An 18,505-nucleotide genomic window follows, 5' to 3' on the forward strand; every position below is an offset into this window, starting at 1 on the left:
CTGGCTCGTGTTCGGGCGTCAGTCGGCCGTCTCGAGGGGGTCAGGGGAAATCGTGTCCATCCATCGCGGTACATCCACCACAGAGATGATCTCCATATCGGCCTCATAGGCACTAGGTCAGAGCGAACGTACGAGTCAATCCGTTTCCTGCGGATTAACCTTCTGTCCAGAGCCACTTGGGCATCACCTCTAACAATTCCGGTTAAAGTCTTAGCGCGGTTTAATGCTAGTCAAGAAACTCTCCGACCAATGGAGCGAACACCGAGACGTTTCAAGGTAGGTGACCGACGGTCATTAGCTGCTTGGCTACGAGCGCGACGACATGCACCGGGAGGTGGCGCGTCATCAAGGCAACGCGCCGTTATAGCTGGCTTGGCGTCCCATGAATGGGGGTGGTTGTTCATCTATAGCGGCCGAAGCTCACCACCAGCTCCGCCTCAGCGGGTTGCCCATGGCCAATCACCTGGGTGAATCGAAGCAAAAGCTGCTCCAGCTCATGGCGCTAAGTTGCCCGATTCGCTTGAATAACGCCCCGCGTCGCCTTGCCAAACAAGAGCGCAGCCAAAGAACAAAACGGAATATTTCGAAAGGACCCGGCATGTCGTTATCCCGCTGTCTATCTGGCCTGTCCAACTTGTTGCACTACCGCCGCGAATGGTTGCGCGCTGACCTGCGGGCCGGGTTGTCCGTGGCGGCTATCCAGATCCCCATCGCCATCGCCTATGCGCAGATTGTCGGCCTGCCGCCGCAGTACGGGCTTTACGCCTGTGTGCTGCCGATGATCGTCTATGCCTTGATCGGCAGCTCGCGGCAACTGATGGTCGGCCCCGATGCCGCCACTTGCGCCATGCTCGGCGGGGCCGTGGCGCCTTTGGCCATGGGCGACCTGCAGCGTACTGTCGAATTGTCGATGATCGTCACGGTGCTGGTGGGCCTGATGCTGATTGCCGCCGGGATTGCCCGGGCGGGTTTTATCGCCAGCTTCTTCTCGCGGCCGATCCTCATCGGCTACCTCAACGGGATCGGTTTGAGCCTGATCGCCGGACAAATGGGCAAGGTGGTGGGCTTCAAGATCGAAGGCGACGGCTTCATTCTGGGGCTGGTGGACTTTCTCCAGCGTCTGGGGGAGATCCATGGCCTGACCCTGGTCGTTGGCCTGGCCAGCCTGGGCCTTTTGATCTGGCTGCCGCGACGCTACCCGCGCCTGCCAGCAGCGCTGCTGACGGTGGCGCTGTTCACCTTGCTGGCCGGGCTATTGGGTTTCGACCGCCTCGGAGTGGCGATCCTCGGTCATGTGCCGGCCGGGATGCCGGAGTTGTCCTGGCCCAAGACCACCCTGGAGGAAAGCAAGAGCCTGCTGCGCGACGCGCTGGGCATCGCTACCGTGAGCTTCTGCAGCGCCATGCTCACTGCCCGCAGCTTCGCTGCGCGCCATGGCTACGCGATCAACGCCAACCATGAATTTATCGCCCTGGGCCTGAGCAACCTGGCGGCCGGAGCCTCCCAGGGCTTTGCCATCAGCGGTGCGGATTCGCGTACCGCGGTCAATGACATGGCCGGAGGCAAGAGCCAGCTGGTGGGCATCATCGCCGCCCTGGCGATTGCGCTGATTCTGCTGTTTTTTACCGCGCCCATGGCGTGGATTCCGCAGCCGGCCCTGGGCGCGGTGCTGTTGATGGCGGGCTGGGGCCTGCTCGACGTCAAGTCTCTGAAGCAAATCTACCGACTCAGCCGCTTCGAGTTCTGCCTATGCCTGCTGACCACCGTCAGTGTGCTGGGGCTGGGCGTGCTGCCGGGCATCATGTTCGCCGTGACCCTGGCCATCCTGCGCCTGCTGTACAGCATCTACCAACCCACCGACGCGGTGCTGGGCTGGATGCCGGGCATCGAAGGCCAGGTGGATATCCGCCAGTACCCGCAAGCCCGCACGGTGCCCGGCCTGGTGGTGTATCGCTTCGACGACGCGATCCTGTTCTTCAACGCCGACTACTTCAAGATGCGCCTGCTGGACACCGTGCAGCGCGAGACTCAGCCCGAGGTGGTGCTGTTCGATGCCGAGGCGGTGACCGATATCGATGTCAGCGGTATCGCGGTGCTGCGGGAAATCCGCGAGACCCTGGCCGCCCAGGGCATCTACTTCGCAATCGCCCGTGCCCGCGGTACTTTCCTGGCGATGCTGGAACGTTCGGGGATGACCCGGGAAATGGACAGCCAGTTGCTGTTCGGTTCGGTGCGTTCGGGGATCAGGACCTACCGCATATGGCGCAACAGCATGCGCGGCAAGCAATGAAGCAGAGGAGGGTGACCGGCAGGGAGCGACCCTGCCGGCGCTGGAGCGACGTTCAGCCGAGCCGGCGAGGCCTCACTGGGTGATGGTCATGCTGCTGGTGGCCTGGACTGAGCCGTAGCGGATGCGCGGATAAGTCGGATCGGCGTAGCTGAAATCCATCACCGTGCCGACGGAACCGAAGTACAGGGCCTGGCAATTGAAGTTTACCGCCACCTGGCCGCCGTAAGGGGTGACTCCGATGGCGACCTGGGTCGGCCCGGTCCATTCGATCTTGCACCCCAGCGTACCGCCTGCTGCGCCGGCATTGTATCCGCGACAGTTCAAGGTGGCGTTGCCGTTGCTGGTATTGGGAAAGCCCGCCCATTTGGCGATGGCCAGGTTGGCCGAGCATGAAGTGTTGACGCTGCTGGCTCCCGGAGCGAGCTTGTAGACCCCGGACGGTGGCGCAAGCGTTGCCGTGACAGGTGTCAATGGCAGCGCGGCAAGGCTCGATGCCGCCTGGTTTTCCACCACGGTGGTGGGCGACGGCGGGAGCTTGCACACCACCACGGCGCCGACGTCGTCGGATTTCTTCAACTCCCCCAGCGCAGTGATATCGGCGCCGCCCTTCGATTCGCAGAAGAGTTTGCGTAACTGGGCTTTTTCTTCGCTGTCAGCCATGGACGAAGCCTGGGCCAAAGGTGCTAGTGCCAGGCCAATGACTCCAGCCATCAGCACGCCTGAAAGTTTCATGATCGATTCCTTATCGGGTTATGACTGGCTGCACCCTATGAGCGCCAGGCGGTTTTTTTCATGACAAAAGCTCGGGTGTTTCGCGTAGACAGGGACGCTGGGGTTTTGTCCTTTCGGGGCTTGACCTGATGCCGCTATCTGCTGTTGAATGCGCGCCCTAAAGCCTCTGCAACCTATTCTCCAAGTGGTGAAGCCAGTGCCCTACGCCAGCCAACACGCCTGATACCGACGACGGTCCATCCTGCCTGATGGCTGCCCGTGCTTGCGCGCGGCGGCGCTTCATTGCCATGCCTGCCTGATCCTGTCGTTGGTTTTTCTCTTTTTTCGAGGACAAACCCATGCACACGGATATTCGTGCCACCGCGCACAACCTGGAACTGCTCAAATACCCCCGTACGCCCCACCTGCAAGGCTCGCGCCTGCAAGATGGCGACACTGATACTGGCCAGATGCGCTATGCCGCTTTGGCCGGACAGTGGCTGGTGGTGGAAGAAAAACTCGATGGTGCCAACACCGGCATCAGCTTTAGCGCAGGCGGCGAGTTGCGCCTGCAATCTCGCGGTCACTACCTCACCGGCGGTGGGCGCGAGCGTCAGTTCAATCTGTTCAAGCAGTGGGCCTCGGCCCACGAGCATTGGTTGCTGGAACGCCTGGAAGATCGCTTCGTGCTGTATGGCGAGTGGCTACACAAGAAGCATTCGGTGTTCTACGACCACTTGCCACATTACTTCTGCGAGTTCGATGTGTGGGATCGCGCCACAGGGCTGTTCCTCTCCACCGCGGCGCGCCGGTGCCTGCTCGATGGGGGGCCAGTGCTGTCGGTGCCTGTGCTGTACGAAGGCCCGGCGCCGCGCCGGCATGCCGAGCTGCTAGCGCTGGTGGGCGATTCGCTGGCCAAGACCGCGCACTGGCGCCAGGTATTCGAGCAGGTGGTGCGCCGCGAAGGCCTCGACCTGGCCCGTGCCTGGCGCCAGTGCGACCGCTCCAGTCGCATGGAGGGCCTGTACCTGAAGCTCGAGGACGAGCAGCAGACCCTTGGCCGGCTCAAGTGGGTACGCCAGGACTTTGTCCAGGCCATCCTCGATGCCGACCAGCACCATGCCAACCAACCCTTTATCCCCAATCAACTGGCCGACGGCGTCGATCTCTATGCGCCGCGCCTGTCCATGGACTGGCAGGGCCCACGCCACGGCTACTGAAGGAGCATCCGAAATGGATATTCGACAACTGCAACAACTGGTCCCCGAGCCGGGGCGCGATATGGACACCGCCGCCTGCCTGGCGGCCATTCCGGCCCTGGCGCGCCTGGCCGACACACCGCAGGACCCGATCTACCACGCCGAGGGCGATGTATGGATTCATACCTGCCTGGTGGTCGAAGCATTACTGGCCCAACCCGCCTACCAGCAGGCCAGCGCCGAGCAGCGCTTTGTGCTGTTCTTCGCTGCCCTGTTGCACGACATCGCCAAGCCTGACACCACAGTGATCGACCCGGATACCGGGCGTATCGGCCAGCCCGGTCATTCACGCCGGGGCGCGGTGGATGCGCGGCTGCTGTTGTGGCGCGCCGGTGTGCCGTTCGAGTTGCGTGAGCAGATCTGCCGCATCATCGCCGTGCACCAGGTGCCGTTCTTCGCCCTGCAGGGTGATCGCAGCGGCCGCAGCGCTGAGTTCCTGTTGCACAAACTGTCCTGGGAACTGCCGTTGTGGATGCTCTGTGCCGTGGCCGAGGCCGATATGCAGGGCCGCGATTACGCCGGCAAGGCCGATGTGCTGAGTGCCATCGAACTGTGGCGCGAACTGGCGGAGGAGGAGGGCTGCCTGCACGGGCCGCGGGCCTTTGCCGACGACTACACACGTATTCAGTACCTGCGTGGCGCCCGGGTACATCCCGACTACCCGTTGCATGCGCCGCAGGGTTCGTCGGTGGTGATGCTCTCGGGCCTGCCGGCCAGTGGCAAGGACACCTGGACCGCACAGCACTACCCGGATCTGCCGGTGGTGTCATTCGACGACGCGCGCCAGGCCCTTGGCCTGCGCCATGGACAGAACGAGGGCGCCGCTGCGCACTACGCCATCGACCGGGCCAAGGCGCTGTTGCGCAAGCACAAACCCTTTGTGTGGAACTCGACGCACCTGTCGGCGCAGATGCGCAACCGCACTCTGGACTTGCTCTACGGCTACGGCGCCGAGGTGGAGATTCTTTACCTGGAGCGCCCCGAGAACGAGATCATGCGGCGCAACCAGAAGCGCGACACCTCACTGCGCAACGACGATATCCGCCGCATGCTGTTCAAGTGGGAAGTGCCGCTGCCGACCGAGGCGCACCGGGTTGTTTATCAGGCGGTGACGGGGTAAGCGGTACTTAAGTTCCTGATATAAGGCCGCACTTCATTAACAGTTTTTAAAGTTTTATAGCAGAGCAAAAGAAAACAAATTAATGACTTAACAAGTGCGGATGGAGCCCGTCCTAAAGATGAAGCTTACAGATATCTACAGTAAAATAATCAGCGAAGAACCGTACAATGACATGGATGTGTTCTTTGAGAACTATGAGAGCTTTGAAGAAATTCCGCTTGTATCAAGATACAGCCGCTTAAAGCTTTTGAAGGATGAGCTGAGCGGCAGCGGGGCTTCTAGCTTTCTGACAGGGCTTGCTGTGTTTCTTTTGAATACTTTAAGAATTCTAGAAGTATCAAGAAGTGAACGTGTGTTTTTTGCCGTGACTTTTACAGACTTTGAGGGCTTGGAGGAACAAGGCATCCTCATACCTAATATATTTATTTATCCAAAGCCGGCCTCGGTCGGTTTTTTGGAAAAGGTACGAGGAAATGATGAAGGTCTTGAATCACGGGAGATGCAGGAAGTAAAAAGGCTTTTTTCCAACTGCGGGGTAGAAACTGCTTTTGATTTTTATGAAAGCAGATTTCATGACGCCGTTTGCGCTGAGGAAATTGTAAGGGTCTTTGCTGTTCCCAGGACTTGTTGAGTGCAAAGAACTCGTCTGTTCGATGAAGATGAGAAGTTTCTTTGGCGCTAGGTTAAGGTTCAGTCCGTGGCACTGTAGGTGCTACATGGAGCAGTGGAGTCATCCAGTTGTTGGCGCTGAGAGATGTGGCGATTGTTTATCACAAGCCTCTTGCTTGTTGATCTGGGAGGGCTGGTCAGAGCTGGTTTATGACCAGGCCACTCAAAACGTGATTGGCGCATCAATGCCCTGAATGCGACAGATGCTTAACCGCGTGAGCGAGCAGCAGATCAATGCCGGCATAATACGTAATTTAACATAATATACATTATGTGTAGTTATGTAATGCGCTATCAAGGTCAGTTGTCGAGATTTTTTAAATATGCGAATAAACAGCTAAATATGAAACGACCGAAAAATCAGCCCTTTAGGGACCTCCGCTCACTGCATCGTCCAGAAAATATTATTTAAATATGCGCACCAGCTTTAAAACGTCAGCGTGGTAAATCGAGCCTGGTGTCCTTTGTTGCCGGTGTTGCTGTAGATCGCCTGCCCAGTAGTCGTTTGACTTCTCAAAGGTCTAGCGCTGATCTTGCCGCATCCGTCGAACCGGATCGGCCTGCATGAACAACGCTTCCAAGAATGGCAGCAATCATGATGCTGTGTGAAATCTGAGGCTTTCGGCATGGTTTCGGTGCGCGGATTTCAAGGAAAGCCATACCGTTATTGGCCAACGCCTGGTGACGCCGTCGAAAATTACGCTCCTCGCGACCCGTGCACCAAGCATTCTTGGTGCTCATGCTGTACGCTCGAAATGCGGGCCAACATGTTATAGATAAAGACAATGGCTCCCATGTGATAAATACGATGAAGTACGGTTTTTTCATTGTGAATGATATACAACTATTTATGCGATCTAAGCGTGTTTGGAAATGTCGAATAGATTAGCTGAACGCCTGTTTTAAAGGTGTCGCAGGGTATCCCGAGCTGGAAATAACGCAATTGGGGATTGCCGACTTCACCCGTTCCGATTATTCACGGGTGCTTTTCATTAGCGAACTTTTTAACTACCGTTTCTCGCAACACGTTCGTTTTTGGAGGTGCAACGTTATTGGTCTGGGTTCAACTCAACTAAACATATATTTAGTTTAGTTATATGCGGCATTGCCAACCCTTATCTGAGTCGACCTTTCTTTCTCGGTACGCGTCCACGTCATACTTGCCCCTGGCTCCGCGCTCGCAGAAACTCCACCGTCTTGAACTTGGAGATCTGCAATGAAGCGCTATGGACTGGTGATCGGCAACGCGGCCTATGCCCTGGAACCATTGGACAACACCCTGAACGACGCCAGGACCGTACACCAGGCACTTCAGGCCCGTGGCTTCGATGCCTCGTTGATCTGCGACGCCTCCACGGCACAGATGGCCGACGCGGTGGCCGCACTCAAAGCCCGGCTCGAACCTGGTGACCTGCTGTTTTTCTTCTTTGCCGGTCATGCCTTCGAGCATCTCGGTTACGGCTACCTGATGCCGGTTGACATCCCCGAGTTCACCGCAGGTGCCATACGGCACTACGCCTATCCCGTGGATGAATTACTCCGCGAGACCCAGGGGCTGGGTACCTGCAGGGTGGTCGTGCTCGATGCCTGCCGGGATGCATTCGACGAGGCAGACCTGAGTTTTCGTTCACTCATCGAGTCGATCCATCAGCAGCGCGCGGATAGCGAAAAGCATCAGCGCAACCTGTTGCTGTCCTACTCCACCAGCTATGGCGCGTCGGCGTCGGACGGCAGCGAAACCAACAGCCCCTTCACCAAAGTACTCACGACGCTTTTGCCAAACCATCGCCTGAACATCGAGGAGATGTTCAAGGAGGTCGGCTGCTCAGTGATCCGCAACACGAACAACCAGCAGCGCCCCTGGTTCTACTCCAGCCTGGAAACCGACGTGAAAATGTCGGATCTGCCCACGTACCAGCAACGCCAAAGCTTCTACGCGCCGACCAAGGGCAGCCTTTACGCCCTCGCCAGCTCACGAGACCACAGTGCCTTGTTCCTGGTGGGCAGTGCCCCGTACATTTACCATCTGGGCAGCCATGGCCCCAAAGGAAGCATACGCTGCGAAGACGGTGTGAAAGCGGCGTCTGTTAGCAATTCAGGCGCGGTTTTCCTGCTCAATGGCAAGGACTGCCTTGTCATTCCACATCTGAGCCACACCGTCGATCTCAGCCACATCGAGCCCATCGGCATTACCTCCAGCAATGACGGGCGATTCGTTCTCGTCTATGGCGATCAAGAGTTCGTGATTTTTCAGATAGGGCCTGCCACATGTGATCGCATCCATTACCAGCACGGCAGTGATCGGTATTTCTACTGCGCCGAGTTCGTCGATGACTCGCAGGTCTGGATCGGCGGTGACTGTCATGCCATTCACGCCATACAACTCGATGGCGCCACTGCGGTGTGCCAGATCATCGAACTGCCCTTCACGGACTATGTGTACGCCATGACGCCTGTCACCGATGCGCGTGTCCTCCTAGCAACGTCATCCGGGGGGGTGTACATGATCAACAGGGCGTCGAGGGTGGCGGGCTTGGTGATGAACCTTGGAGAAAGCGTCCGTCTGCCTTCCTCACGCCGCAGTTCGCTGCTCCATGTGACCGGCGAAGATCAGATCATCAACACGTTCCTTTTTGCCCCGAAGGAGATGGACCACATCACACTGAAAAGGTTAGGCGAACACCTGCGCTCCAACGAGCTGCTCTATGCCGTGCGCTCGACCAGCCTTCCCCTGATGGCCATCGGCAGTTCCGAAGGGCTCATCACGATCATCGACACGCGTAACTGGGACAACTACCAGCAACTCGATGCAAGCGGTGGCAGGGAAACAGAACTGACCGGCCTGGCGTTCACGGCCGACAATACGCTGGTGGCCGCCACGAAGGACTGCCATGTACTGTTTTACGCGCCGATCAATGAGCGTTACTCGGCATCGCTTACGCATATCGATACGCATGTCCACAGCTCCCCCCACCGTCCTGGAGACACCGGTGATACTGGGCTTGCCCCGCGATGGGCTGCCCAGCAGCCCCAATAGATCTTATCCATATGTTGAGGGGCTTGGGGCGATAGGCGCAATTTTCGCCCCTAGCTTGATCGAAGGCCTTATGTCGAGTTTGGTCAACTCCTCATCGATTCTGGCATGGCTCTCCAGCTTGAGGAACTCCAACGCCTTCAACCGATGCTTTTGCAATACGTCGACCCGATCTAGGTGTTTGCGTAGAAAGTCCCGCTTCCCATCGATTTCAAGGCCCCGAAAATCGCTCAGTTGCTCCGTAATTTCCCCGTAGGTTTTTTTGAGCTGTAAGTCTTTGCATTCGATGATCAGCACCCTCCCCTTGGTTGGGCTCCAGGCCAACACATCAACGTCGCCGTAGTCACGGTCAAGCGGCATACGCAAAATTTTCGTCAATTTAATCTCAGGTGCAACCTGCCAGCCCAATTCGGTGTAGCTGATCTGCTTGTGGCCCATGCTGAGTCAGTCTTAAAACGGGAACCGAAGCCTAGAAAAATCGGTGCGCACACAATCGTAAATATTTAGTTAGGGCGAAGCTCCCCTTCAATCGATAGCAGTGGGTGAACATCCCCGCAAAGAGCATGCCTCCGCAAGGTTGCAGCGGATGTCACTACTCAACCGAATGAGGAGAAGTTGACCCACCGTTCATTCAGGATCTGTCATTCGGCCGCAAATTTCAGAAGACGGTGCCGCTTTGAGAACCGGCACCGTCACTTTACTGGCAATACAAAGTCAGCAACTTTTGCGTACATCCCTGAACGCTTCACTCTGTTCCAGGGCAGAGCTGCGACGGTCACCTAGATCGATCAGCGTGTCGAGTATGCTTAGCAAGCCAAGCGATTGGTCCTGGTCAAGAGGGAAGTGTTTATCTGCGAGGCGTTGCACGACACCTGCAATGCGTGCTGGAAGCGCGGTACCTGCCCAGCTCCCCTGGGCCAATTCAAGGGACTTAAGTGCGGTTGATACCTGTTTGATGAACGCATCCAAAGGATAGGCGTCTGCAGCTCGCTCACAGAGTGTCAAGAACTTGCCCATTACATACGAAGACCAACCGATGGAGGTCATGATGCTTGAAACCAATGGCATGATTACCGCGATTTGTGACCAGTCGCCATTCGCGAATCTACTCGCACCTGGAGCATCCTCTATCTCAACAAAAAGCAACGCAGTGATGAGTCGTGACAACGCATTATCGTGGACAGAACCGTCATTGCGTTTGGAAAACGCCCGATCGTTGATGAGCCTTTCCGCGCACAACTCCAGCAGTGGTAGCGTGCTAGGAGGAATGCAGGCGGCATCAACAACATGACGGATAGTCACGGACTGAGCTATACGGCTCAGCATTTGAAGTGCATTGCGCTCTGGCACTAAGTACGGTCTCAAGCAGACATCAATGAACCATTGCTCGTCTACTAGAGGTGCTGAGCGAGCACACAGATGACCGAGTGAGTTATGCCACTCGTACTCCTCTGGGTGATGTTGCTCCCTTCCGGGAGGCTCCGGTGGTATCAATCGTGAAGCTGTCCATCCTGCGAGCCCGGCAAGCGCTGATTGCCAAAGGGGCCCATATTTATCTGAAGCACACCAACGTTCGACGGGGAAGAACTTGAAGATGCTCGCGGCAAAACGCCAATCAAAAGACGGGTCAGGATCACGCAGAACCTGATCGCTCCCCTCCTCCACACTCCCTGGCAACTTATCCCAGGCCTTTGGCATAGTCGGGAACTGGGTAAGTTGCACCTCACAAAGTGCTTCCTGGGCGAGCTGCAGAGACTGCTCCCGACTGACATGGTCTTGGGAGTGATCATGACCACCTTCGGGTGTCCAGCGAGAGCGCCACCGTATGGCCATCCGCATGGCCAACTGAGCGGCTACCCAAGTCACGACCAGGTCGGCATCTCGGAGCAAACCAGCAAAAGCTAGCGCAGAAACGCCCTCCAGCGGATGAGCAGTTAAATCGACTAGGGCTGTAACAGCATCAGTGTCTGGGTTATCGGTTTGCCTCTGATGCACCAACGCCACAATGAGGTGGTTGAAAGGATGCCATGAAACCTGAGAGCCGTTGAGGGGCCGCTCCTGCATGTTCCAGACGCGCCTCATGACCTCCCATGCCCATCCAAAGTCGCCACCTTCCTCTGGGCCAAAGCGTATAACACATGCGGCGATGCAGGAGATGGCACTCTGCACCGCATGATCACCGACGTCGTAGCGCACATCAAACATGTCATCGGCATCATGCTCCTTGGCAAATACAATCGCACTCTCTAGGTTCAAGCGAGGCTGTAACGCATTTTGCTCCAGTGAGTGGGTTGCCCAGTCAAGAACGCTCGAAGCGCGAAGGAATGCCGTCGTTTCCTCCAATCGCGTCTGCTGTTCTGAATCTAACGGCACCGGCGACTCGTAGGAGATTTCCGTAAAGCCTGATTGAGTCGGTACCGCTCGGTAGTTGTCGCTATCCCCCTGGCCTGCCCACTGTACCGCTAATTCCTTCAAACGCTTGGTGGCGTGGATATCGTTAGTGTCTTCCTCAAATTCGAAAGGAAGTTCGGTGGGGAAAGCGGCAAGGGCTGCCCGAAAACGAGCACGTAGCTGATCATCGCCGGTTATGGCAAACGCCACCGCGAGTTGCCGCACATTGCGAGTCCGGCTTTGCCGTGTCTTCAGAAAGTCTTGGGCCTTGGCCTTGTCGCCCGTCAAGCGTGAATGCAGGCCAAGCCCAAAGATGTCAATGTCCAAGGTGGGCGTTTGGACCAGGCGCTTAATGTCATGCTGCCAGAGCCTCTGGCAACCTACCAATGCCAGGGTGGTTTCTGACACATGCAGCGTTTCAAGCGCAATCACCAAGGCTAATCCAAGCGTAGCGATGCATTCCGAGTCTTGTACCAGCACGCGGATAAGGTCATCAGTCGCCCGGCCTTGTTCAAGCTGTCGGTATGCCCAATAGCTCATTGCCAGAAATGCGCATTCCAGTGGTGCTGCCGTCAATTGGCCCTGAGACCAGCTGTAAACAAGCCAATCACCCCAGAATGTCTGCTTGCCCCAGGGGAATTCCACGATGACTGGCAAGGGTGTCTTCATGTCACCCCGTAGCGCATGGACTTGCCGCCACCCTTTCACCGCGTGGTTGGCCATGTCTCTGATGAGCTCCAGCGCACTATCTGGCGCGTGGGCAAAAAGGCTGGCAAAGGGCTCATGCAGCGCAGACGTGTCAGTATAAAAAACGTGGTATTTCCTGATACCGATGTCATCGAGCCCTGGCAGCTGTTGGCCCAGAGAATAGAACGCGTGGTCAAGCAGCTGTTGTTGCTTATGGGTTCGGTCTGCTTCGGGGATTGCTCGTATGGCTTTCCTGCGTTCCATACGCTTCTGGTTTTCCTCTTCCTCACGCGCAAAGCGGTCACCAGGAAGCTCTTCCAGTAGCTCTGATTTTGCCAGCGTAACGATGGCTTCTGGGGCAACGGTCGCCATGATGTGGGCGTAAGCCATCAGGTTGCCGTACACGTCATCGCGTGAGTGCTCGGTTTCTGCCGCACGTTTATAAAGTTCAATAGCTGCATCGGGGAATGTCGGCGCGCTTCGCAGAATCGCCCGACGTAGTGTTGCCGCGAGCTGGCCAGTCGCCTCGCGTCCGAGATCGTTCCATTTACCATTGTCTAAATCGGCACGGCCGCTATTTTCCAGTTGCAATAGCCATTGGCTGCTTTGAGCCACGATGCCGGCAGTGCGTTTATTGTGGTGGTTCGCCCACATGTTCAGCCACACCTCAAAGACCTCCGCGGCATGCAGTATCAGACGCCCGGGCAATGTAGCGGCAACTGACAACAACCAATCTATTAGTCGCCCCCAGCTTCTGACATCGGAGGGCCAACCCAGCAGGTGGGCTATACGGATGGAATCCTCCCCGTCCTCGGCACTTCCTGCACGCCCTAGGATTACGGGATTAGGGATTGCATGTTCTGCCTGGAACCACACGAGAAGCTTTTCAAGCAGCTGAAAATTTGCTTCCTGCATGACCGAAGTAAATTCTGCCTGCGCGCCTGGTGCCATTAAGGCTGCGGTAAATGGTGGAGCGGTCAGCCAGACTCTTCGCCATTGCGGTCTCAATGGCTTGCTCTCCAGTAAGCGATACCCTTTCGTCCAACGCCCGGGACTGCTCAGGCTCTGCTGGGCCAACAACCCCACCACTCGGCCCAGCAAGGGTGGTTCGCCGGATGCGGCGATCGCGTCGTGCCAATCAGGCCCGAGGTCGACCAACAATCGATAAAATGCCCACTCAAAGAAAATGTCGTGGGTAAAGGAGACGGCCGCTCCATCGTCTTGGTCGCGAACAATGAGGTCGACCTTGAGCGAGGCCAGCTGGGCAATAGTGCTTGGCTCCAATCTCCGAAGCCGAATGCTTTTTCCCAGCTCACCGACACCTTTTTCCGCTAGGTCAATAATGGCCCGCCGGCGTACGTCAGCAGAGTCAGGTGACGCATCGTAGCCGGCGCGCGACCACCAAGCTGTGATCAAATCGATTTCTGTCTGGGGAGCTGAGCCTTGAGTTGTGGTGCTGTCCCTTGCCAGCACGGCGGCGAAGAACGGTCTGCGTGCGATTTCCTTGACCACAGACGAACTGCTTAACAGTGAACAGAGTGCTGGAAGCTGGTCTGCCAGTTGATTGGCCTCTCCGTCCGAGAAGGCTTTTACGAGGACATCGCCAATCCCATCTTCTTGATAGAAGCTGCTCGGAAACCAAGCTCGGTAGGGTTCCATGCCTTGGTCTCGGGAGGTCGCTAGGACTTTCCAATCGCTGAGGCTGTCATGGGTTTCGATGACCCTCAGCAAATCGGTAATGACACCCTTCTGATCTGGCCGAACCCTATCAATGCCGTCAATAAACAAGATCGGCGTTCCCGCGCTACCAATTTCTGCGAGTATTTCTTCTGCGGTATGCCGTAGGCCCAGCATTGCTGAGAAGGCAGACCAACTGTTGCCGAGTAAACGGTCTGACTTGAGGAACAGTAACGGCCCCTTAGCGGATGCCCTCTTGGCGAACTGCTTTAAAGCCACAGACTTGCCACAGCCTGGCAAGCCGGCGAGATTCACTAGCCGAAACTTCTCTAGGTGCGCATCAATTTCATCGCAGACGCTGGGGCGCTCGACGTGGCACCCGCCAATGGTCTCCAGGATATCGGCCATGCCCTCAGAGGAAAACCGTTGAACCAAGTCAAGGTCAGCGAAATAGCTCGGCGCGCAGCGCAGTGGTGCGGCGCCCCGAATCTGCTGCACAAGTGTTGCTCGGGTCCATTTTCTAGCAAGCCCTGCTCCATCGCTTGCAAGCCGGCACAACCGATCGAACAGCAGCTCCGCTAGGCCGCCCTGATCATTCGCGATCAAGCCTTGTAACTGGGTCACTACGGAGCCTCGATTGAGTCCGCCCTCGCCGAGTCCATCGATACGTAGCGCAACGAGGTGCTGATAGAAAGCTACTTCCTCTTCGTCTGTTTGAGCCTCGGTAAGGGAGCGCAAATCTTTGCGCATTTCCCGCTCCGCAGCGGCGGCACTTCCTCCGGCTTCAAAGCGTCTAGCGAATTCCTTTCCGCAGACCTCAGCTCGTGCCCAATCGATCAACCGATTGATTGAGCGGTAGCTTTGCATTGCCACATGCTCGACCACAAAGCCATATGCATCGCGGCCTTCCTGGAAAGCTGGCAACCGTCGGGTGGCTACTGCGGCAGCCATGGTGTTGAGGAAATCTGAATTGCTGGTGGCTGCCGTGAGGCGTAGCGAGCGCTTTATTTGCAGGGCGAGTACTCGGTGGCCGATCTCATCCTCCAACTCCACGACAAGATCATCCATCGGGTGATCGGCCGCCTGCTGTACCGCAACGGACCTCACCACTCCTGTGCCCCCAGCAGCATGCCCTTCGAGCAGTAACGCAGCGAGGTAGTAAGCAACCACCAAGTCTTCGTAGTTGAAACCTGCGCCACCGGTCAGCTCCGTGGAGGTGGATTGACTATTGCTGCCTGCAGTCATGAAGGGACCTATGATGTTGAAGTACCGGGCTCACCAGCGAGGGAGCGCTAAGTGGTGATCAATCAAACCACTCGCCGGGCTGATGTCCTAACCTAGTGTTTACAGTAAGGGCTAATTCATGAATTGTAGGGTGTTGTGAACCCAGCTGTCAGTGAGCTTCTAGCGCACTAATGCGAGACATGGAATTTCTGCATCGTGCACTGCAAGACGCTAGATTGATTGCCGAGTTTATGGAACCGTTCCTGATGCAACGTGAGACCGTTGGCTTGAGCGGCTTGTAGATCCCTGAAGTCGCATAAGACCGCCCTCAGACCACCACAGGACTTGCACGTCGCCCCCTGGCATTAGGGTTTAATCGATAGTTTGGCTTGTTGCGCACCTACGGTTCCCACACTGGTAGTGTCGACTTTCCTGGCTTGTCCGTCACGATCGCGAGACTCTGTTTTGCCCGAGTAACCGCCACATAGAAGGCGGCGGCCGTCGTGGACTCCAATAACGTTGATTGGCTGATAAATTGTTCGATCTTGCCTGTGGGGACAATCAGGACGCGTTCGAACGTAGAACCCTTCGAACCTTTGAAGTTAACGTATTCAAGGTCGTACTGCTTACCCGAGTTGGCCGAGTGTCGGAGGCAGCGCGGTTGATAGCGTTCGACATAAGTATCTAGGTCTTTACTGTGTACCAAGAACACCCCGTCATGGCCCGATACTTCGTGATTCTTGGATGTCGTGGGTGGGTACTCCCAGTCGGCATCAAAAATGGAGTCTGAAAACGTGGCGATCTCGGTACGACAACGGTATGTGGTCGTCGCGTAAGTGATGCTCAGCAGCCCAACTATTTCACGCTCTCGAAACCACTCCAACGCACCCGCATAGCCATATTTCTTGTTCTTCCGTCCGCGTGGATTCGTCGATAGAACCGCCTGGCGGACGTCCCCCACCATGCAGACATCAATCCGGGAGAGAAGCAACGCGTGCATGATTTCCCAGTCATAGCCACTCAGATCCTGCACTTCATCGATCAAGATCTCATCGTAGAGGCACTCTAGCCTCCGAAGTAGTGCCGGCGTGGCCCCCATCAGCTCGAACGCAAGGCGACCGAGCTCACAGGCATAAACTTGGTTACTTTTGTTCAAGTAGCGATCTTTATCACGGGCCATTCGGAAGGGGCGCCCATCAAAGTCGAAGCCCCCTACCCGCTCTTTTGGAAATTTGAAGCGCAAAAAGGGTTGGGCGAAGTGGCGCAGGAGGAACGTGTACCACCCCAAAACCTCTAGGTTGTGGCGATCACCGGCCTGAGTGGCTAGACGATTACGGATTTCTTGCTGGTTCGACTGAGTGAACGTAATTACCGCGATTTTTCGATCGATGGGCAGCGCCCTGCATTGCTCTATCAGCCCCTGTGTCTTTCGACCCCCTGCTACCGCCAGCGTCAGGTGGTTAGGCATTGACGATGAACTCAGCTGCAGCCTTCATGTATTTTGGGGCGTGGAGCACCTTTTTTGAGCTCGCGAGGCGCAAGGCCCCTTCTGTCTTCTCTCGGGTCATCCAAACCAACAGATTTGCTGCCGGTGTAATGGCCAGTACATCGCGCAAGTGCGCCTCCGTGTTTGCGGTGATAAGTTGCGGTTCCAACGTGTGTCCATCGGCAACGTCGCCGATGAACAGTTCCCTTTTAGCGCCATCGAGCCATTCCTTGTTTGGCTCACGCAATTCGGACGGGTCGATTCCGTCGTTATCTCGCATCACTGCAACAGGTTTATTGATCGCGGCACAGAGTTCCAGGCAGCGCGCGAGAGCCAGGCCGCGCATGCTCACCACATCAATGCCAGCAGCCATCGGCCGGAGGTCGAATAGATCCGAAAACACCCGTTCAAAAATGATTTCGTCTGATGGCCCCTCGACAAGGACTACCCTTTTTGCCAGGACTAGGCGCAACGTGTCATAGCCCGGCAGCCGCTTGAAGTAGCTAACCGTATCTGGATCAAGCTCTGTGATCTTGGACACTGAGTTCCGGTTCAACAGGTGGAGTGCATCCAGTCCGAGTCGATTGAGGACATAGGTGCTGTGAGTCGATATGAAGAGCTGTTGATTGTCTGAAGCCAAAGACTCAATACGCTCCAACAGCGTCGTTAGGCTTGTATGTGACAAGTGGTTCTCGGGCTCCTCGATCATAACTATCTTGACATTCGCGGAGTGACGTTTCATTGCCAGAGATATTTTGATCGCCGCTTGTTGGCCTTGGCCCGCCATCGCGAACGGAACACCGTCTACATGAGGTGTCACAACGCTTTCCCATGATGTACGCGAGGTCTGATCCATTGCTAAGGCCATTGGTTCAGCTTGCAGGGATGCATCCAGCGTGGAGAGACGTTTGTTCACTGGCGCAAGCGCGCCGGTGGTCATATTCGCCTTTACCTCACGAAAGTCTAGCGAGATGGATGCCTTCTCAGCGGTCTCCAAGTGGTCGCTCAGGATCTGACGCAGGTGATAATCCACTCCGGCAGTCGACTTTACGGTGCGGGAATCGATGGTTGCAATGGACAGCATTCTTGGACGTTTGGTGAGCTCTTTGTCCGCAAAAGAACGCCATTCATAAGTGTAGTACTCGACGGGCAGCAGCGGATTGGGATCCTTTAGCCACGCATCCAGCATGTCCTGATACTCCTCATTTGGGAAAATCCTGAGGAACACGCCCGGGCAAGCGTTTGTGGGCACTTCGGTATTGACAGCACCACAGAGCCCCTGCAACTCATCGTTATCTTCGAAATACAGCTCAATCAGTATTTCGGGCAGCGCAGCCTTTTGTCCTGCCTTACGTTGCGATACAAACTGCTCCACCAGGTTGACGTTGAACCAATGTGGATTTAGCTCCTCAAGCACACCTCTCCCCGCAATTCGCCCGTTGAGCGCCAGCGCTATCGCTTCCATGAGGGTCGACTTTCCGGCGTCATTATCACCTACAAGAATGTTCAACTTTGCGTTTGGACGCAGGGTGAAATCCTTGTAGATACGGTAACCGCGAATGTGGATTTTAGTGATCAAGGTCGACATTCCTTTGCGTGAGTACGGGTCGCCAAGGCTTCGGATCGCTTTGCTATTTCAGCCTGCTTGTATGCCAGACTTCGGTGGTTTCAGGTACTAGTAGCCGTGGCGATTCAATCTTCATAGGAGGCAAGCGAGGGGGAGAACTTTGGCATCTGATGAGCCATGTTCGCTTGCAAGCGAGCTGACTCGTCAATGCTGAGCAAATCTACCCTGCCGTTCGGTAAACATCTGACTCGGGTCAGGCTCTCAAGCCCCCCTACTCCCTCGACAAAGCGCATGCGGCCGGTTCGGCAGAGTTCGGCCAGGACGCCCACTCGCTCTTCAAAATCAGCTCGCGTTACTGGCGTGTCAAAAAAAGCCATCGTGATCTCCAGT

Annotated in this window: 11 protein-coding genes; 5 read left to right on the plus strand and 6 right to left on the minus strand. The window is 56.4% G+C overall.

What is annotated here, in order from left to right:
• The first annotated feature begins 598 nt into the window (after positions 1 to 598).
• Positions 599 to 2,290, plus strand: a complete 1,692-nt coding sequence (locus P7C00_RS16220; protein ID WP_346632996.1) for a SulP family inorganic anion transporter — start codon at positions 599 to 601, stop codon at positions 2,288 to 2,290.
• A 72-nt stretch (positions 2,291 to 2,362) separates the two neighbouring features.
• Here P7C00_RS16220 and P7C00_RS16225 read toward each other — a convergent pair whose 3' ends face one another.
• Positions 2,363 to 3,022 carry a hypothetical protein gene (locus P7C00_RS16225; protein ID WP_346632997.1) on the minus strand — a complete coding sequence of 220 codons (660 nt, stop codon included), beginning with the start codon at positions 3,020 to 3,022 and terminating at the stop codon, positions 2,363 to 2,365.
• A 338-nt stretch (positions 3,023 to 3,360) separates the two neighbouring features.
• Here P7C00_RS16225 and P7C00_RS16230 point away from each other — a divergent pair, with 338 nt between their 5' ends.
• The 4 genes from P7C00_RS16230 (at position 3,361) to P7C00_RS16245 (ending at position 9,086) form a co-directional block, all read left to right on the plus strand.
• Positions 3,361 to 4,221 carry an RNA ligase family protein gene (locus P7C00_RS16230; RefSeq protein ID WP_404936836.1) on the plus strand — a complete coding sequence of 287 codons (861 nt, stop codon included), beginning with the start codon at positions 3,361 to 3,363 and terminating at the stop codon, positions 4,219 to 4,221.
• A gap of 13 nt (positions 4,222 to 4,234) precedes the next feature.
• Entirely contained in the window at positions 4,235 to 5,380 is a 1,146-nt protein-coding gene (locus P7C00_RS16235) for an AAA family ATPase (RefSeq protein ID WP_404936837.1), read from the plus strand.
• Between the two features lie 118 nt (positions 5,381 to 5,498).
• Positions 5,499 to 6,011: an Imm15 family immunity protein gene (locus P7C00_RS16240; protein ID WP_346633000.1), complete on the plus strand. Its 513-nt coding sequence runs from the start codon at positions 5,499 to 5,501 to the stop codon at positions 6,009 to 6,011.
• A 1,254-nt stretch (positions 6,012 to 7,265) separates the two neighbouring features.
• The gene (locus P7C00_RS16245; RefSeq protein WP_404936838.1) at positions 7,266 to 9,086 is read left to right on the plus strand and encodes a caspase domain-containing protein; all 1,821 of its coding nucleotides are present in this window, start codon (positions 7,266 to 7,268) and stop codon (positions 9,084 to 9,086) included.
• 3 nt (positions 9,087 to 9,089) lie between these two features.
• Here the strand turns inward: P7C00_RS16245 and P7C00_RS16250 are convergent, their stop codons facing one another.
• The 5 genes from P7C00_RS16250 to avs1c form a co-directional block, all read right to left on the minus strand.
• Positions 9,090 to 9,521 carry a hypothetical protein gene (locus P7C00_RS16250; RefSeq protein WP_404936839.1) on the minus strand — a complete coding sequence of 144 codons (432 nt, stop codon included), beginning with the start codon at positions 9,519 to 9,521 and terminating at the stop codon, positions 9,090 to 9,092.
• Between the two features lie 276 nt (positions 9,522 to 9,797).
• Positions 9,798 to 15,083: an AAA family ATPase gene (locus P7C00_RS16255; protein WP_404936840.1), complete on the minus strand. Its 5,286-nt coding sequence runs from the start codon at positions 15,081 to 15,083 to the stop codon at positions 9,798 to 9,800.
• A gap of 379 nt (positions 15,084 to 15,462) precedes the next feature.
• Complete coding sequence (locus tag P7C00_RS16260) at positions 15,463 to 16,530, minus strand: UvrD-helicase domain-containing protein (protein WP_404936841.1); 1,068 nt, start codon at positions 16,528 to 16,530, stop codon at positions 15,463 to 15,465.
• Entirely contained in the window at positions 16,523 to 18,127 is a 1,605-nt protein-coding gene (locus P7C00_RS16265) for an ATP-dependent nuclease (RefSeq protein WP_404936842.1), read from the minus strand. Before P7C00_RS16265 ends, P7C00_RS16260 begins: the two co-directional genes overlap by 8 nt.
• 113 nt (positions 18,128 to 18,240) lie before the next feature.
• Complete coding sequence (gene avs1c, locus P7C00_RS16270) at positions 18,241 to 18,492, minus strand: AVAST type 1 anti-phage system protein Avs1c (protein ID WP_059397355.1); 252 nt, start codon at positions 18,490 to 18,492, stop codon at positions 18,241 to 18,243.
• Positions 18,493 to 18,505: the final 13 nt, after the last annotated feature.

The organism is Pseudomonas sp. JDS08PS003, assembly GCF_045013505.1.
Classification (GTDB): Bacteria; Pseudomonadota; Gammaproteobacteria; order Pseudomonadales; family Pseudomonadaceae; genus Aquipseudomonas; species Aquipseudomonas protegens_B.